Origin of the sequence: Kitasatospora sp. NPDC059577 (assembly GCF_042735475.1) — a bacterium.
Taxonomy (GTDB): Bacteria; Actinomycetota; Actinomycetes; order Streptomycetales; family Streptomycetaceae; genus Kitasatospora.
In genome coordinates this window covers 53,219-69,373 of record NZ_JBHWBZ010000002.1, presented here as the reverse complement: position 1 = coordinate 69,373, position 16,155 = coordinate 53,219, and the positions used below count along the sequence as shown (strand labels likewise).

13 protein-coding genes are annotated in these 16,155 nt (G+C 70.8%); 7 read left to right on the top strand and 6 right to left on the bottom strand.

Annotated features, from left to right (window positions below):
* The first annotated feature begins 295 nt into the window (after positions 1–295).
* Positions 296–796, top strand: coding sequence for a hypothetical protein (locus ACFV0O_RS02920; RefSeq protein ID WP_380336012.1), 501 nt, complete (start codon positions 296–298; stop codon positions 794–796).
* 54 nt (positions 797–850) lie between these two features.
* On the opposite strand, the gene ACFV0O_RS02915 is transcribed toward ACFV0O_RS02920, so the two are convergent.
* Positions 851–2,182, bottom strand: a complete 1,332-nt coding sequence (locus ACFV0O_RS02915; protein ID WP_380335483.1) for a DUF2252 domain-containing protein — start codon at positions 2,180–2,182, stop codon at positions 851–853.
* A 505-nt stretch (positions 2,183–2,687) separates the two neighbouring features.
* Here ACFV0O_RS02915 and ACFV0O_RS02910 point away from each other — a divergent pair.
* On the top strand, positions 2,688–3,386 hold the full coding sequence (locus ACFV0O_RS02910; protein ID WP_380335480.1) for a hypothetical protein: 699 nt from the start codon (positions 2,688–2,690) through the stop codon (positions 3,384–3,386).
* Positions 3,387–3,929: 543 nt separating this feature from the next.
* Positions 3,930–4,652: a helix-turn-helix transcriptional regulator gene (locus tag ACFV0O_RS02905; protein WP_380335478.1), complete on the top strand. Its 723-nt coding sequence runs from the start codon at positions 3,930–3,932 to the stop codon at positions 4,650–4,652.
* Between the two features lie 53 nt (positions 4,653–4,705).
* Here the strand turns inward: ACFV0O_RS02905 and ACFV0O_RS02900 are convergent, their stop codons facing one another.
* Positions 4,706–4,867, bottom strand: a complete 162-nt coding sequence (locus tag ACFV0O_RS02900) for a hypothetical protein (protein WP_380335476.1) — start codon at positions 4,865–4,867, stop codon at positions 4,706–4,708.
* Positions 4,868–5,062: 195 nt separating this feature from the next.
* Here ACFV0O_RS02900 and ACFV0O_RS02895 point away from each other — a divergent pair, with 195 nt between their 5' ends.
* The 3 genes from ACFV0O_RS02895 (at position 5,063) to ACFV0O_RS02885 (ending at position 7,284) form a co-directional block, all read left to right on the top strand.
* On the top strand, positions 5,063–5,938 hold the full coding sequence (locus tag ACFV0O_RS02895) for a siderophore-interacting protein (RefSeq protein WP_380335473.1): 876 nt from the start codon (positions 5,063–5,065) through the stop codon (positions 5,936–5,938).
* Positions 5,935–6,150, top strand: coding sequence for a ferredoxin (locus tag ACFV0O_RS02890; protein ID WP_380335470.1), 216 nt, complete (start codon positions 5,935–5,937; stop codon positions 6,148–6,150). The genes ACFV0O_RS02895 and ACFV0O_RS02890 overlap by 4 nt, the downstream gene beginning before the upstream one ends.
* A 99-nt stretch (positions 6,151–6,249) precedes the next feature.
* Positions 6,250–7,284 (top strand): hypothetical protein, encoded by a 1,035-nt coding sequence (locus ACFV0O_RS02885; RefSeq protein ID WP_380335467.1) that lies wholly within the window; start codon positions 6,250–6,252, stop codon positions 7,282–7,284.
* Between the two features lie 70 nt (positions 7,285–7,354).
* Here the strand turns inward: ACFV0O_RS02885 and ACFV0O_RS02880 are convergent, their stop codons facing one another.
* Positions 7,355–9,178, bottom strand: coding sequence for a thioesterase domain-containing protein (locus tag ACFV0O_RS02880; protein ID WP_380335464.1), 1,824 nt, complete (start codon positions 9,176–9,178; stop codon positions 7,355–7,357).
* A 26-nt stretch (positions 9,179–9,204) separates the two neighbouring features.
* Entirely contained in the window at positions 9,205–11,178 is a 1,974-nt protein-coding gene (locus ACFV0O_RS02875; RefSeq protein WP_380335461.1) for a hypothetical protein, read from the bottom strand.
* Between the two features lie 658 nt (positions 11,179–11,836).
* Here ACFV0O_RS02875 and ACFV0O_RS02870 point away from each other — a divergent pair.
* Positions 11,837–13,621, top strand: coding sequence for a cation:proton antiporter (locus ACFV0O_RS02870; protein WP_380335458.1), 1,785 nt, complete (start codon positions 11,837–11,839; stop codon positions 13,619–13,621).
* A 47-nt stretch (positions 13,622–13,668) separates the two neighbouring features.
* On the opposite strand, the gene ACFV0O_RS02865 is transcribed toward ACFV0O_RS02870, so the two are convergent.
* On the bottom strand, positions 13,669–14,619 hold the full coding sequence (locus tag ACFV0O_RS02865; protein ID WP_380335455.1) for a DUF389 domain-containing protein: 951 nt from the start codon (positions 14,617–14,619) through the stop codon (positions 13,669–13,671).
* Positions 14,620–14,770: 151 nt separating this feature from the next.
* Positions 14,771–16,147, bottom strand: coding sequence for a glucose-6-phosphate dehydrogenase (gene zwf, locus ACFV0O_RS02860; protein ID WP_380335452.1), 1,377 nt, complete (start codon positions 16,145–16,147; stop codon positions 14,771–14,773).
* Positions 16,148–16,155: the final 8 nt, after the last annotated feature.

The following is a 16,155-nucleotide window of genomic DNA, read 5'->3' as shown; positions in this document are numbered from 1 at the left end:
GTGGGGGGCCGTGTCTGTTGTTTAAACGACACCCCGCGGGGGGGGGCGCCGGCACCCGCGCCGTTGTGGGGGGGGGTGGGGGGCCGGCGCCCCGCCCCCCCACAGCTCAACCCCTGCTCCGGGCGTCGCGCTACCAGCGCAGCTCGGCCGCGCCAAGTCACCGGTACTCCGGACCATAAGGGAGTCCTGCACCACCGGATTCCCGGAGGCCTCGGTGTCCCCTGCTCGAACGTCCGCCGCCGCACTCGCCACCGACCGGGAAGGACGCGGTCGTTGCGATCCGCAGTTCGGGCCGATGCTCGGCCGCTTCCACCTGGGCAGCGGCCCGGTACACGCCGCGCCTGCCGGAGAACCGGGATGGCGTATTGCCACGGCTTCGAGGAAGGCGGCTCTGGTCCTGGCTCCACTGGTCGGGGCGACGGAAGCGCGGACCGCTTCGGAGGCCACGAATGTCCACGACCTGCAGACCGGACGGGACGAGTTCACGATCTCGGTCGACGGAGCCCACTCCCTGTCGTCCAGGATGGTCATGCGAGGGCGGCGGGGCATGCACATGTGCGACGGCATCCGCTTCGTGGAGACGACAGGTGCCGAAGGGACGCCGTGCGGGTGCCCACCGACGTGGCCCCAACGTCGCGCGGCGTCCAGGGCCGGGCGAGGGCCGAAGCCGGAGATCGCCCTGGTGTTCCGCTTGCCGGATGCGCCGGAGCTCGGGTACTTCGACCTGGTGTCGTCCTCCTGGTTGTCGATGGAGGAGGTCCAGGCGCTTGCCGCAGTGCTCAGTCCAGGGGGATGAGGCCAGAGCGGGCGGCCTGCCCAAGATCAGACGGAAGGCGCAGGACGGAACACGTCAGATTCCGGTGGTGGCTTCGACCCTGCCCTCTTTCACGGCAGTCTGCAGGGCGGCGAAGTCGTCTTCGTTCTGGTCGGCGTAGGCTTCGGCGAAGTCGGCGATGGCCTGGTCGAACCGGTCTGAGCCGCCGAGGTAGGCAGCCAGCGCGACCCGGTCACCGGATCGGGCGTGCGCTCGGGCCAGGGTCCAACCGCACAGCCGGCCGTACACCGCCATGCCCGATGGGAGCATCATTTCGATCGGTGCGGACAACTTCCAGTCCCGCAACTGCCGCACGTAGAAGTCACGGTCCGCCCCGTCCTCACCGGTGACCCGGGTCCAGCCGAGGAAGATGTCGCTCTGGGCCTGCATGAGGTGCTGTCCGGCGACGACGCGCTCACCCTGGTTGCTGTACTCGCTGTGCCCGGCATACTTCACCAGGACGGAGGGCTGGGCCTCCTTGGCTTGCAGGAACAGCGGCTCGACGCCGTCTCCGGAGTCCATCAGCGCAATCCAGGCGCGAGTGCCGACACTGCCGACCCCGACGACCTTGCGGGCCATCTGGACCAGCGTGAACTGATCGAGCAGGTGTCGCCGGTCGGACTGCAGAGTGCGCCGGTACTTGCCCAGCACGGTGTGAATCATCTTGTAGATCGCATCGGCCTGCACATCGCTGGAAATCTCTTCCACGGGGACGATGGTCGGGGGATCACTGACGATCTGCCGCCGACCCTCGACCATGGCGGTGAGCTTGCCCAGCGCTTGCGTGCTGTCGTGGGTGTGGGCCTTGGCCAGAAGCTCCTCGGCCGCCTTGAACCTCTTCGCCTTCAACTTGGACCTGAACTCTGCTACGGCCTCCTCGATGTCCAGGTGTGCGTACCAGACGTCCAGGAACGGCTGCTTCGCAAAGCGGCGCATCGCCTTGCGATAGCCCTTCGCTGCCGCCAGGACGATCTTGCGGCAGGCCTTGTCGGAGAACTCGTTGTCGCGCCCCGCCACCACCAGGCTCGCGGCCAACCGTTTGACATCCCACTCGAAGGGCCCGGGCAGACTTTCGTCGAAGTCGTTGACGTCGAAGACCAGCTGCCGCTCCGGCGAGGCGAACGCACCGAAATTGGACAGATGCGCGTCTCCGCACAGCTGGACCCGCAGGCCTGAGGTAGGTGTGGCAGCCAGATCCGCCGCCATCGGCAGTGCGGCCCCGCGATAGTACGTGAACGGCGATACCAGCATGCGTCCGTGCCGTACCGGCACGAGTTCCGGCACCCGCGAGGCCGCCTGGCTCAACAGCAGCCCGACCGGATCCCGCGATCTGCCCGGCCGGAACTCTCCATGCGTCTCCAGTGGCACCGACCTGCGGGCGTCCTTTCCCACTGCTACCCGGTCCGCCCGGCTCAGAGGCCCTGCCGCCGGCCTCGGGTCCCGGGTGGATGCCCCTGCATGACGCTTCCCACTCGTCAGGCCGTTCTTCTTCGTTGTCATGGCCACTCCCGTCAAGCCGCAGTGCATACTGCCGGCTTGCAAATCACCGCAGATAGCTACAGATATACCCATTCCACTCATTCGGTGCCACGCCGGAACGGTATGCCTCCCCGAAGGGGTGAATTGCTGACACGGTCCTGCAGCCACTCGATCCGTCATTTCGCACGGTCCGTTGGAGGAAGCGGAGCCAGCAGAATCCACGCGGCTCTCTGCGAACCACGGACGAGCCGAGTCGGCAGGTCGTGAGCTACCGGAACTGCTCAACTGTGCACAACGACGGCATCCGCTTCCGTGCGGCCCAGGGGAACTGCCGGCGCCGCAGAGGCGGCGCGTCACTGCTTCGGCGGCAGAACCGGCGAGGTCACAATGGGGCATGGCATCAGGCCTCAACCCGGTTGCTCCGCCCCCACTGACGCCGGATCAGGCCGCCGCGCGGGGTGAGCAGTGGTGGCCGGTGGCGCTGGCGATTCTGGTTGCCGCGCTCCTCCACGTGGTGTTGCCCGCGAAATACCGGGTGAGTCCCCCATGGGTGGTCCCGGTGGTCATGCTCGCACTGCTGGCTGCGCTGATCATCGGAGACCCGGGCCGCATCGATCGCCAGAAGCCATGGCTACGGATCACGACCCGCATCGCCATTGCCTTCATGACGATGGCGAACCTGTTCGCCGCCGCCCACCTGGTGGCCGACATCCTGACCAACAACAAGCTGTTCGCCAACAATGCCGTCGGGCTGCTGGCCACAGGCGGAGTGATCTGGGCCACGAACGTCATCACCTTCGGGCTGTGGTTCTGGGACCTGGATCGGGGTGGTGCCGCCGCTCGTGCACACCAACCGTATGCGAATCCATCATTGGTGTTCCCGGAGATGCAGCACGCGAGCTACGTGCCGACCCCCTGGGTACCGATCTTCGCCGACTATCTGGTGCTGGCCTTCTGGACCGCCACCGCGTTCAGCCCCACCGACATCTCCGCGATCAAGCGGTGGGCCAAGCTGTTGATGATGATGGAAGCGGTGGCGTCCCTTGGCATCGGCGCGCTGGTGATCGCTCGCGCGATCAACATCCTGCAGTAGGCACACTCGACCTCCGGGGAGCTGCGGTGGCTGACCATCCGTCGAAGAGCCAGGAGCCGGGTCGTCAGAGCTGGCCAAGCGGTCTGCGGGCGACCGCAGCCCGGGTGACTCCCCTCACCGCCGTCGCCCCACTGTCGAAGGTTCCCTGCGCACGGGCAGCCGACGCTCCGAGACCAGCCGGGCGCTTGATCCCTGTCTCTCGGGGCTCGGGCGCCGCGCCAAGCCGGGGTGCTCCCGCCGCTGACGCGGCGGGTCATGGGACGTTGATCACCGCGACGTGGATCACGGCCTCGGAGTGGGCCGGGGAGGGCTTCGTAGCCCCGCCAATCAGTGACACCGTGTAGGCGGTCCTGTCGTGGTAAGCGTTCAGCGCATGGGCGACGGTGGCGATGTGGGGCGGCAGGGGCGAGGTGTGCGGGCCTACCAGTGTTGGAGCAACAGTGTGCGGATGCCGATCGGCCCGCGTTCGGACGGGACAGGGGTATCCGCGGGCGGGTGGGTGCGACTGGTCTTCGTTGGGCCAGACGTTCAGATGGGCCGGTCGTGGTGGGCAGCCGCGGCTTTGCGGGCGAGGCGGGCGAGGCGGGCGAATCGGCTGCGGGCGATGCCGGGCTGTCCGGTGTGCTCGTCGTCCTGCTCTTCGTCGACGCCGAAGCCGTCCTCGTCGTCGAGTTCGAGTACGGCGGCCGGATCATCCTCGCCAACCGGGCGATGGCGGCCGAATTCGGCCCGCTGACCGGTCAGTTGCTCCAGCGGAAGATCCTCGACCTGTTCACCCTCCGGGACGGCGCCACGCTGTCCGTGCTCGCCGAGGCCGTCCGGCTGCACCGCCGCTCCCAGTACGACGCCCGGGTCTCGTGGACGGCCGCCGGCGGCATCGAGCGGCACGGGGAGATGAACGTCGCGCTGGTGAGCGACACCGCGGAGGAGAGGCCCAACCTGCTGCTCTCCCTGCGCACCCACGCCGAGCTCCCGGCCCCACCGCCCGCCCCACCGCCCGCGCCGCGCGCCGAGGTGAGTCCGACCGAGGCGCGGATCCTGGCCGCCGCCAGGGGCGCCACCACCGCCCAGATCGGCAAGGAGATCGGACTCCCCATGGACGGCGTGAACTACCACCTCGCCCGGCTCAGCCGCCGCTGGCACGTCCCCAACCGGACGGCCCTGGTGGCCCGGACCCACACATACGGCGTCCTCGCGGTGGACGCGTGGTCCCCGGAACCCGCACACCTTCCGGGGGGTGGCAATGCCATTGGCGTCGCCGAATAACCCAATTACCCGTGCATTCGACGAGGTCGATCATCCGGCGGAAAGAATCCGCATCAGTCCCAGCCGGTCGAATCGTCCAGGTGGGGCTGGACCTGGCCCGCGACGGCCCCGGAGGCCGGGGTCACGGCCTGTGCGGCGGGCGTGGCAAGGGTGAACGCGGCGGTGGCCAGGGTGGCGATGCCCATCGTGACGATGACCGACTTGAGTTTCTTCATGGTTTTCCAATCCCCCTCGGATACGGGCCCCGGTGGCCTGTTGGCGATTACGAGTCTTCAATCCGCCGAGTTTCCGTGTAAAGCGCCCCGCCATTGCAGCAAGCTGCATGACCTCTTCTTCATCTCCCGGGGCCGGGGCGTGGTGGTCGAGACTCTTCCTGGCCAGCAAGGTGACCAGGAGTGAGGACGTACGTCATGGCGAACAGTAGGCAGCCGAGGAAGTCGACGGCCCGCCGGGGGGTGGTGCTGCGGACCGAGCGGCTGACGCCGCACATGGTCCGGGTGGTGCTCGGTGGCGAGGGGCTCAAGGACCTGCCGGTGGGCCGGAACACCGACGCCTATGTGAAGTTGCTGTTCCCGGCGCCGGGGTTCGAGGGCCAGGACCTGAGCAACCCCGGCGAGCTGCGGGCGAACCTGCCGCGCACCCAGTGGCCCCGGACGCGGACCTACACCATCCGGCACTGGGACCAGGAACTCGGCGAGTTGACCGTCGACTTCGTCCAGCACGGTGACAAGGGCCTGGCCGGCCCGTGGGCCGCGTCGGTGGCTCCGGGTGCCACGGTCTGGTTCGGCGGGCCGGGCGGCGGCTACGCGCCGGACCCGGCGGCCGCCTGGCACCTGCTGGCGGGTGACGAGAGCGCGCTGCCCGCCATCGCCGCAGCCCTGGAGTCGTTGCCTGCGGGAGCGAAGGCCGTGGCCTTCATCGAGGTCGCGGACCAGGCGGAGGAGCAGCCGATGGCGGCGTCGCCCGGCGCCGAGGTCGTCTGGCTGCACCGGGGCGCGCGCCGGGTCGGCGAGCTCCTGGTGGAGCGGGTGACGGCCCTGGAGTTCGCGGACGGCGACCCGCAGGTCTTCGTGCACGGGGAGGCGGCCTTCGTCAAGGAGCTCCGCCACCACCTGCGGGTCGAGCGCGAGCTGCCCCGGGAGCTGCTGTCGATCTCCGGCTACTGGCGGCTCGGCATGGACGAGGACGGCTGGCAGTCGTCCAAGTCCGTCTGGAACGCGCAGGTCGAGCAGGACGAGGTGACGGCCCTGGCGGCTGCCGAGGCCACCGTACGGAGCGCCCGGTGATCCGGGTCGAGGTCGATCCGGTCCGCTGCGTGGGCGTCGGCCAGTGCGCGGCGATCGCCCCCGAGGTGTTCGAGCTGCTCGACGAGGGCAGGTCCGCGCCGGTCACGGGGTGGGTGGACGAGGCCGACGCCGAGGCCGCACTCGCGGAGGATGCCCGCGAGCTCTGCCCCGCCCAGGCCATCTCGCTGCACCGGACGAGTCCGCCCGGCTGATCGCGGGTGGGGCGGGAAGGAGGAATGCTGCCTGGCCGACCGGTGATCCCCGGGTACGGGACGCGCGGGGGCGGATCCAGTCGTCGAGGTCGAGTCAGCATGCGCAATCACCAGGAACATTCGCGCTTCACCCACGTACAGGGGGTACCTGTCACCCTCCGGCCCGACCTCGTCGTTCTGGGGCCGACCGGTGCACGGGCCGGCGAGCTGCACGAGGAACTCGTCCGGCGCGCCGACCGGTGGCAGGCCGTCCGGGGCGCGGCGGCGCGGCCGCGCTTCACCGACACGGCGCTGGTGGTGCGTGACACGCTCCGGGAGATGCGTGCACGGGCCCCCGACACGAGCGCCGCGGTCGTGCACCGGGAGGACGGCACGGTGGACTGGCTGCACCTGGCCGGCGCGCCGGCCCGGCCGTCCTGGAGCGGGATCCGCACGCTCACGGACCTGTTGACGTTCGACCAGCCGCCGCCGGGCGACGCGCTGCGGGCCGCGGAACCGCTGCTGGGCAGGTGGAGCGGCCTGCTCACCGTCCCCGGGCAGGCCTTCGACGCGCACCGGGAGGACCCGGACGAACGGCTCGCGCTCACCCTCGTGCTCGACGGACTGCGCACACGGGCCGTCGAGCCGTATCCGGGCCGAAGCCCGCGGCCCGACGGCCCGGTGGTGGCCGCGGCCGGGCCGACGGAGGGCTACTGGCTGCTGGACGGGGCGCTCGGTCTGCTCGCCCGGTGGGCGGTGGATCCCGACCCGGCCGCTACCGAGGGCCCGGTCGTCACCGAGGGCCCGGGCACGGAGCGGGTCGCCGCGGTGTACCGGGTCCCCGAACTGCCGGGCGACTGGCGGATCGCGAGGATCAGCGACCGGCCGTCGGAAACCGTGGTGGCCGAGGCGTGGGGCGCCCACGCCGCCGAGGCGGTGCGCCACGCCACCGCGCTCGAACGGCGCCACCGGGTTGGTGCGCCGTCGACCGACGAGCTGCTCGGGGCGTTGGGAGGGGAGGGGATGCGGCGCCTCGCCGCCGACATCCTCGGGTGTCTGGCAGTCCGGCGACGGTGGGTCCGGGGCATCCGGGTCGAGGCGGATCCGCTGCTGGGCGGCCAGTCGCTGGCCTGGGGGCCGGTCTGGCTGCGCTGAGCGCGGCGGCGAGCACGGAAGCGAGCACAGCGGTAAGCAGAGCGACCAGCACAACACCGATCGCGTCCGTTCAGAGGTTCTTGAGCCTGCGGCCGAGGACCGGGCCCAGTGCCGCCAGTGCCTCGCGCCCCATCAACTTCTCGTGCTGGAAAGGGAGTTCGTGCGCCTCGAACCGGCCGCCGACGAAGGGGGCCCAGCGCGCGGCGTGGCCGGTGGGGGAACCGGTCCGGTCCACGGCCTCGAAGAACAGCACGTCCCCGTCGAAGTGGTCGAGCGCCTCGAGGGAGCCCAGCTCCAGGTTGTTCGCGGTGATGTCCAGCAGCGCGGCCAGGGTCTGCTCCTCCAGGCCGGCCAGGGCGCTGTCCTGCGCCTCGAGGATCTCCTGGATCCGGCGCAGGGGGATCGGTCCGTCGCCCGGTTCCTCGTGCAGTGCCGGGAGCCGGTCGAAGGCCAACTCCACCAGCTCGCGCGGGGCCGGAGCCTCCGTACGCCTGCCGTACCCCGCGTCCACGACGGCGAGCAGGGCCACCCGCTCGCCCGCCTCGCGCAGCCGCGCCGCGAGGGCGTGGGCCACCTTGCCGCCGAAGGACCAGCCCAGCAGGTGGTACGGGCCCTCGGGCTGGATGTCACGGATCCGGCCGAGGTACTCCTCGACCATCGCGTCGAGGTCCGGGGCGAGCTCGTCCACGCCATTCAGGCCGTCGGCCTGGAGACCGTAGACCGGGCGCTCCTTGGGCACGTACCGCAGGAGCCCGGCGTAGCACCAGGCCATGCCGCCGCCCGGGTGCACGCAGAACAGCGGGGGGTGGGCACCGGTCGGCCGCAGGCGCAGCACCGGATCCAGGGCGCTGCCCCGGGAGCCGGGCCCCTCCTCGATGTGCCGGCCGAGCGCCGCCGCGGTGGGGTTCCTGAAGAGGTCGCGGATGGACAGCCGCACGCCGAGCACGGCCCGCATCCGGCTCGCCAGCCGGGTCGCCAGCAGTGACTGGCCGCCCAGGTCGAAGAAGCTGTCGTCGGCTCCCACCGAGGGCAGGCCGAGGATCTCGGCGAACAGGTCGCACAGGACCGTCTCGTGCGGGGTGCGCGGGCCGGTCCGGGCCGGGGCCGTCGGCAGGGCCGGCTCGGGGAGGGCGCGGTGGTCCACCTTGCCGTTGGTGGTCAGCGGGAGCCGGTCGAGCTCGGTGAAGGTCGCCGGGACCATGTACTCGGCCAGGGCGTCGGCGGCGTGCCGCCGCAGCTCCGCCAGGTCGAGCGTGGAGCCCGACACCGCCACCAGGTAGGCGGCGAGGCTCGTCTCTCCGCTCGGGTCCACCCGGGTGGCCACCGTCGCCTGGGCCACCCCGGGGTGCTCGCCCAGGACGGACTCGATCTCGCCGCGCTCGACCCGGAAGCCGCGGATCTTCACCTGCCCGTCCGTGCGGCCGACGAACTCCAGGTGGCCGCCGTCGAGTCGGCGCACCCGGTCACCGGTGCGGTACATCCGGCTCCCCGCGGGCCCGAACGGATCGGCGGCGAACCGCTCCGCCGTCAGCTCCGGCCGCCGGACGTACCCCCGGGCCAGCCCGGCGCCGGCCAGGTAGAGCTCGCCGGTCTCGCCGAGGGCGACTTGCGCCAGCGACTCGTCGAGCACGTGGGCCCGCATGCCGTCCAGCGGGAGGCCGAGCGGCACCGGCGCGGGCACGTCCCGGCTCGCCGTCCACGGGTGCTGGGTGGCGAACAGGGTCGTCTCGGTCGGGCCGTACGCGCAGCGCACGACGGTGCGGGGGCAGTGGTCGAGGACCCGGCGGACCGAGGCGGGCGAGATGACGTCGCCGCCGGTGATCACCTCCAGCACGCCGGCCAGGCTCTCCGGCTGCTCGTCGGCGATGACCCGGAACAGCCCCGCCGTGATCACTCGTGCGACGCCTCAGCGCGGGGCGCTCACGGTGTGGCTCCGATGGGGACGGCCATGGCCGCGGCCTCGGTGGCGTCGGTGGGCACCGTGGCTTCGGGGCGGCGCAGGTCGAGCACGATGAGGATGGCGGCGGCGACGCCCAGGTAGACGAGCAGGGTGGTCAGTGCCTGGCCGGTTCCGTGGCCGTCGAAGTAGATGGTGTGGTGCAGGAGGATGTAGGCGTTGCGGGGTGGCAGGTAGGGGCCGATGTCGCGCCAGAAGGCGGGCAGGTAGGGCACGCCGGTTGCGCCGCCGCCGGACGGGTTGCCGAACAGGATGATCACGACGACCGTCAGCAGGGTGCCCACGGGGCCGAGCAGCTTTTGCAGGATCGCGGCGACGGCGGCGACCACGGTGACGATCAGTGTGCAGATGGGCCAGGTGATCCAGAACTTGCTGCTGGGGAATCCCTGCAGCCAGTAGCAGACGATCAGATCGACGACGAGGCCGCTCACGACGGCGAATCCGGCGAGCTGGGCGGCGCGCCAGCGGCCTGCCGCCCTGCCGGTCACGGCCATGAGCAGGGTCGAGCTCATGTAGCCGCCGATGAGCAGCGGGACCAGCATGAGCCCTTGGACCAGGCCGAACGGGTCCTTGGCCACCAGCGGCGTCGGGGCGTACGGCTGCACCGTCACGGTCTGGCCGGTGGCTTTGGCTGCCTCCTCGAACCGCAATGCGAGGTCGAGCGGTGCCAGGTCGCTCATGGACGGCACCACGATCAGGGTGTTCGAGGTGCCCGAGGAGATCAGCGCGCCGAAGAGCCGGGCTTCGTCGATCGCGGTCTTGGCGGCGGCTTCGTCCGGGTACTGGGTGACCTTCAGGGAGATGTTCTTCTCGGCCGCGGCCAGCACGGGCGAGTCGCCGACTGCGCCGAACGGCAGGTTGGTGGCCTTGGGGGCGTGCGAGGCGCTCATGTAGTTGGTGGCGAACAGGCATTGCATGACGGCGCAGATGCCGAGCGCCGCGAGGATTCCGGCCAGCGCCCGCCGGCGGTTGGGTGGGGCTGGCGTGGGGTCGGTCGGGGCCGTTGTGCCGGCTTCCGGTCGTCCGGCCCGGGCAGCTGCCCTGGCCGGGCGGATGCGGCCGTACCAGGCGATGACGGCCATGCCGGCGAAGGCGTAGAGGAACAGCACGATCAGTGGGGTGGAGATGTCGCTCCCGCCGAAGTAGAGCACGTGATTGATCAGGTTGACCGCGCTCTGCGCCGGGAAGATCACGCCGATGTTGCGCCAGTAGACCGGCAGCAGGTACGTGCCCGATCCCCCGGCCGGCGGGCCGCCGACGACGATGAAGAGCAGCGCCACGAGCAGGGTGCCCATCCTGCCCACCAGGGCCTGCAGTCCGGCAGCGGCCAGTGCCACCGCCGAGGTGATGAGCCAGAAGCACGGCAGCAGCGACCAGAAATGGCTGCTGGAGAACGCGCCGATCCCCAACCCGGCGATCAGGTCGGTCAGCAGCGCGCCCACCAGCGCGTAGCCGACCAGGATGGCACCACGCCACGGCGCGGCGGCGATGCCGTGGGCCGCCTTGTAGACCAGCACGGCGGCCAGGTATCCGCCGATCAGCAGCGGCAGCAGCAACAGCGACGTCACTGCGCCGACCGGGTCTGTGGACGGGAGCGGCTTGACCGTCTGCACCGTCAGCGGCCGGCCCAGCTTGTGGGCCGCATCGAGGAACGCCGGCTCCAGCTCGGTCTGGGCGAAGAAGCTCTTGGCCGGGACCACGATCAACGTGTCGGACGAACCGTCGCTGACGTACGCGCCGTACAGCTCGCCCCGCTCGGCCGCGTCCGTCACAGCCGACGGGTTCGGATAGGAGGTCAGGTCCAGCCCTGTTCTGGACGCGACCTCGGCGACCACGGGCGAGGGCGGCCCTGCCACGCCGAACGGCATGTTCCGTGGCACGAGCAGTTGCTGGGCGCTGACAAGGCACAGCACGAACACGGCCTGCAGAAGAAGCACCAGTCCCAGGGAGAAGCCGACCTTCGCTGCGGTACTCCGTCCACCCGCAGCCGAAGGAGCCTGCTTCGCCATCTCTGTCCTCCAGCCGGCCGTCGTCGCGGGCACCTTGAGAGCCCGCAAGCACCGCGTCCTGATGCCGTGTGCCGGGGACGTGGGTCTCCCCTGGTCGTCGAGCGAATGCGCACTGGATCACGCACGCTTCACACCGTTGCCCGGTCTCGGTGCGACCGGGCCGTCATCAGCCCGATTCCGGTACGGCCACAATCAGGACATGGGCGCGGTCGCGCGGCAACTCGGTGGCTGGGCCATGGGCCGCAGCGCGCCCCGATCGGGGGAAACGCTCGCGACCAGGTGGCGCAAGACCTCCGCCTCCGGGGCGCTGTCCCCCGTGGGCGGTGATTGTGTGGTGGCCAGGCTTCCGGGCGCGACCGGGTGCACGGAGGGAGGAGGCGTCCAGTCGTGGTCTCCTCGACCGAGAGTGTGACTCCGTCCGCCTGCTCAGGACGGCATGCACCGAACACGGCTGTGGACCCCGCAGAGCCTTGGGCACCCCTCGGGCCGCCTCCAGGGCCGGCTGCCGACAAACCGGAAACGCAGTGAACGCGTGGGGCAGACGCCGGCCGAAGCCTTCTCCGTATTCGAGAGGGACGAGGCCGTCGTGACCGAGGATCAGATCCTGCTGGGCAGCGGTTTGACCGTCGCGCTCGCCGTGGGCTCGCAGATCCTGGCGAGCAAGCTGCGCGTCCCTTCGCTGATCGTGCTGCTGCCGGTCGGATTCGCCGCCGGTGCGCTCACCAAGGTGGTCCGTCCCGCCAATCTGGTGCCGGACTTCACGGCCCTGGTGTCGCTCGGGGTGGCCGTGATCCTCTACGACGCGGGGCTGGGTCTCGATCCCCAGCAGCTGAAGGGCGAGACCCGCAGGGTGGTGACGCGGCTGATCGTGCTGGGGATCCCCATCACCGCCGGAGCCTGTCTGGGGCTGGTCGCCGCCCTGTTCGACGTCCCGATCAGCGTGGCCATGATGATCGGTGTCATCCTCGTCGTCTCCGGGCCGACCGTTGTCGGCCCGCTGCTGGAGCACGCCAGGCCGGCCGACCGGGTGCGCTCCGTCCTGAACTGGGAGGGGACGCTCATCGACCCCCTCGGCGGCATTCTGGGAGCCGTCGTCTTCCACATCATCGTCCGGTCGCAGGACAAGGAGGGCTTCCGGTTCGGCCTGTTCCTCGGGAGCATGGCCGTCGGCCTGATCGGTGGCGCGGTGGGCGTTTCGGTGCTGTGGCTGACCCTGCGCAAGCTGCGGCTCGGCGGGACGCTCGGCACGCTCGCGCAACTGGCCACGGTCGTCGCGGTGGCCGCGGGCTGCGACATGGTCCTGGACGACACCGGTCTCATCGCGGCGATCGTCACCGGGATCGCCGTGGCGAACCTGCCCGGGTTCGACATGCCTGCGCGCCGCCCGTTCTTCGAGACGGTCGTCCAACTGGTCATCGGCCTGCTGTTCATTTCCATCTCGGCGTCGGTCGCACCGAAGGCCGTCGCTTCGGTGCTGGTTCCCTCGCTGGCGCTCGTCGCGGCGCTCGTCCTGGTGGTGCGGCCGGTGGTGTCCGTCGTCGCGGCGGCCGGGACGGAGGTGGGCCCCCGGGAGCGGGCGTTCATCGGCTGGATGGCGCCCCGCGGCATCGTCGCCGCGTCCACCGCGGCGACGTTCTCCGCCTCACTGGCCGCCACGGGGCTGTCCGGCGCCGACAAGATCCTCCCGATCACCTTCCTGGTGATCGTCGGAACTGTCCTGGTCTACGCGCTGACCGCCCGGCCGGTCGCCGTCCGGCTGGGCGTCGGCGCGTCCGCACGCTCGCGGCCCCTGCTGGTGGGCGGCTCCCCGTGGGTGATCGACCTCGGGCAGTCGCTCCGCGCGGCCGGCCTGGAAGTGATCATGTGGGCCGGTGACCCCGGGGAGCGGGACCGGATCAGGGAGGCGGGGCTGGAGCTGACCGCGGGCGAACTCCTCGCCACGGCCACCGATCCCCGAGCCCGGCTGGAAGGTGTCACGACCGCGCTGCTGCTCACGGACGACGACGATCTGAACGCGCTCGCCTCGGTGGTCGTACAGGACAGCCTCGACGGCCCGGTGTACCGGGTCGGCCCGCCCCCCGGCGGCCAAGGCATCGTCGCCCCGTTCACCGGCGGACGGGTGCTCTTCGCCTCGGACCTCGTCCGCGACGTACTGCAGGCCCGCTACGAGCAGGGTGCCCGTTTCGTCCTGCAGCCCGCCGCCGACCCGCTCCCCTCGGGCCACGAGCTGCTCTTCGTCGTACGGGCCGACGGCCGACTCGACCCGGTCACCCGGGGACAGGACACCGAGCCGGCGAAGGACGACACCCTGGTGCTCCTCGGGCCGGCGCCGCGGACCGCACGGTCGGACGGCGCACGCAGCGGGGGCTGACCGCGTGTGCCGTCCGGAGGGGCGGCCGGGGACGGAGCCCGCAGCGGTCAGTTGCCCTCCGCGCCGACTCGACGCCCGGCCCGCTGCCAAAAGCGCCGCTGCAGGCGGAGGGTGAGGACGCCGACGATCACCAGGACCACGACGTTCAGCAGCAGTTGGAACAGAGACCCGCGGGCTTCGTGCCAGTCGGCGAAGGCCATCGAGACGGCGATGTCCGAGGCGGCGGGGATGGTGGTCACCGAGATGAAGACGCCGAGGAGCGCGCTCGCCCGCGCCTCGGTGAGCGAGACGATGCCGACCACACCGGCGAGTGCGGCCACGACCAGCGAGAAGAAGTTGGGCGTATCGATGAGCTGGGACACCGGCCGCAGACCGTGCTTGAACGCATCGGACTCCTGGTCCAAGGCCCGCGACAGCGCCGAGAAGCCCAGCGTCACGACGATGGCCAGGGCGAACCCGAGGGTCAGTGCGCGGGCGCCCTCGCGGACCCGGCGGCGGTTGCCGCGGTCGATCCCCAGCGCCATGCTGACGATCGCGTTGTACTCGGGTCCGACCACCATCGCGGCCACGATGAGGATCTGGGAGTTCGACATGATGCCGACTGCGCCGATGAGCCCGGCGATGACCAGGAACAGGTAGAAGGACGGCAGGTAGGTCCCCTCCGCCCTGATGTGGGCCTCGACGGCGGCCCACAGCGGCGTGTGCACGAGGGTGCTGGGCTGGTCGGCCTCGATCCGTTCGGCGTGCCGAGAGAACATCATCTCGACGTCGTCGACGGCGATGGACCCCGCGTGGTCGATCCCCAGACTGCGCAGGCCGCCCAACACACCGTTCGCGGCGGCCTTCATGACGTCGCACTCGAGCGCGTCGCCGTCCGGCGAGCTCGACACCGATCGCAAAACCACCAGGTTGAGGACGTCGCTGTTCGCGGTCAGCATGTCGATCGTCCGCTGGGTGAGCGAGGGCGGCGTCACCATCCGAAAGTGGATCAGGTCCATCCGAAGTCCTCCTACGGCCTGGGCCAGGGCGCCGCAGCGCCCCTCGAGACAGTGCGGCGGTGGCCGCCCGTCCCCGCGGCTGCGGCCCGGCGGTCCACTGCCGTGAACAGTGGCCCGCCGGGCCGCGGCACGGGAGAGCAGCGCGGCCGCGTCAGCCGGCCGGGTCGTACCACGTGTCGTCGTCGGTGAGGAGGGCGTCGGCCTCCTTGGGGCCCCAGGTGCCACGGCCGTACGGGTGAACCGGGACGGCGTCGCCCAACACGGGGTCGACGATGCGCCAGGCGGCTTCCACGGTGTCCTGTCTGGCGAACAGCCAGCGGTCGCCGTCGAGAGCGGCGCCGATGAGCCGGTCGTAGGGGCGCATGTCGGATCCCGGGATCTCGCTGAAGGCCAGCTCCTCGTGCTTTGCCTGCCAGCCGCCGCCGGGCTGTTTGCCGGCGAGCGTGAGCGCCACCTGGGTCTCCGGCCAGACCCGGAAGCGGAGCATGTTGGTGGCGGGTACCGGCTGCAGGCCGAACACGTCGTGCGGGGCGCCCCGGAAGCGGATGCTGATCTCGGTGGCGGTCACCGGGAGGCACTTGCCGGCTCGGATGAGGATCGGGACGCCCGCCCAGCGCCAGGAGTCGGCGGTCAGCCGGATCGCGGCGAAGGTTTCGACGGTGGACTTCGGATCGACGCCGTCGACGTCCAGGTAACCGTCGTACTGGCCGCGCACGATGTGGTCGGGCGTCAGCGGTCCGAGTGAGGCGACGGCGAGGGCTTTGGAGTCCCGCCAGGCGCTCAGGCCCTGGCCGGAGGGCGGGTCGGCCAGGACGGTGGCGAGGACCTGCAGCATGTGGTTCTGGATCACGTCGCGGATCGCACCGGTGCGGTCGTAGAAGCGGCCGCGGTCGGAGACGTCGAAGGCCTCGGCCATGGTGATCTGGATGCTCTTGACGTGGGTGCGGTTGAGCAGCGGTTCGATCACGGAGTTGGCGAACCGTGCGAACAGGACGTTCTCCACCGGGTCGAGTCCGAGCCAGTGATCGACGCGGTAGATGGCGTCCTCGGGGAAGTGCTGGTGCATGGTGGCGTTGAGGGCGCGGGCGCTCTCCAGGTCGGTTCCGAAGGGCTTCTCGACCATGATGCGGGCGTCCTTCGCCCGGCCGGCGGTAGCGATGCCCTCGGCGATCCGGCCGAACAGCGGCGGCGGCACTTCGAGGTAGTACAGGGCACGTCCGCCGGTGCCCATGGCCTCGGACATCGCGCCGTAGGTGGCGTCGTCACCGAGGTCGCCGTCCACGTAGCGCAACAGGCCGAGCATCTTGGTCGCGGCAGGGGATTTGGGATCCATGTCGTTGAGGGTGAGCGAGGCCTCGGCGTAGTTGCGGAACTGCTGCAGGTCCCAACCGGCCTTGGCCACGCCCACGATCGGGACGTCGAGGACGCCGCGTTCGACCAGTCCCACCAGCGCGGGGAAGGTCTCCAACTTGGCGAGGTCGCCGGTGGCACCGAAGATGACCAGGGCGTCCATCTGTCGTGTCGTCATCGCTGACT

Coding starts and splice junctions, on each gene's coding strand:
- zwf (WP_380335452.1), bottom strand. CDS start 16,147: ATGACGACACGACAGATGGACGCCCTGGTCATCTTCGGTGCCACCGGC.
- ACFV0O_RS02885 (WP_380335467.1), top strand. CDS start 6,250: ATGCGCAATCACCAGGAACATTCGCGCTTCACCCACGTACAGGGGGTA.
- ACFV0O_RS02865 (WP_380335455.1), bottom strand. CDS start 14,619: ATGGACCTGATCCACTTTCGGATGGTGACGCCGCCCTCGCTCACCCAG.
- ACFV0O_RS02910 (WP_380335480.1), top strand. CDS start 2,688: ATGGCATCAGGCCTCAACCCGGTTGCTCCGCCCCCACTGACGCCGGAT.
- ACFV0O_RS02920 (WP_380336012.1), top strand. CDS start 296: ATGCTCGGCCGCTTCCACCTGGGCAGCGGCCCGGTACACGCCGCGCCT.
- ACFV0O_RS02900 (WP_380335476.1), bottom strand. CDS start 4,867: ATGAAGAAACTCAAGTCGGTCATCGTCACGATGGGCATCGCCACCCTG.
- ACFV0O_RS02895 (WP_380335473.1), top strand. CDS start 5,063: ATGGCGAACAGTAGGCAGCCGAGGAAGTCGACGGCCCGCCGGGGGGTG.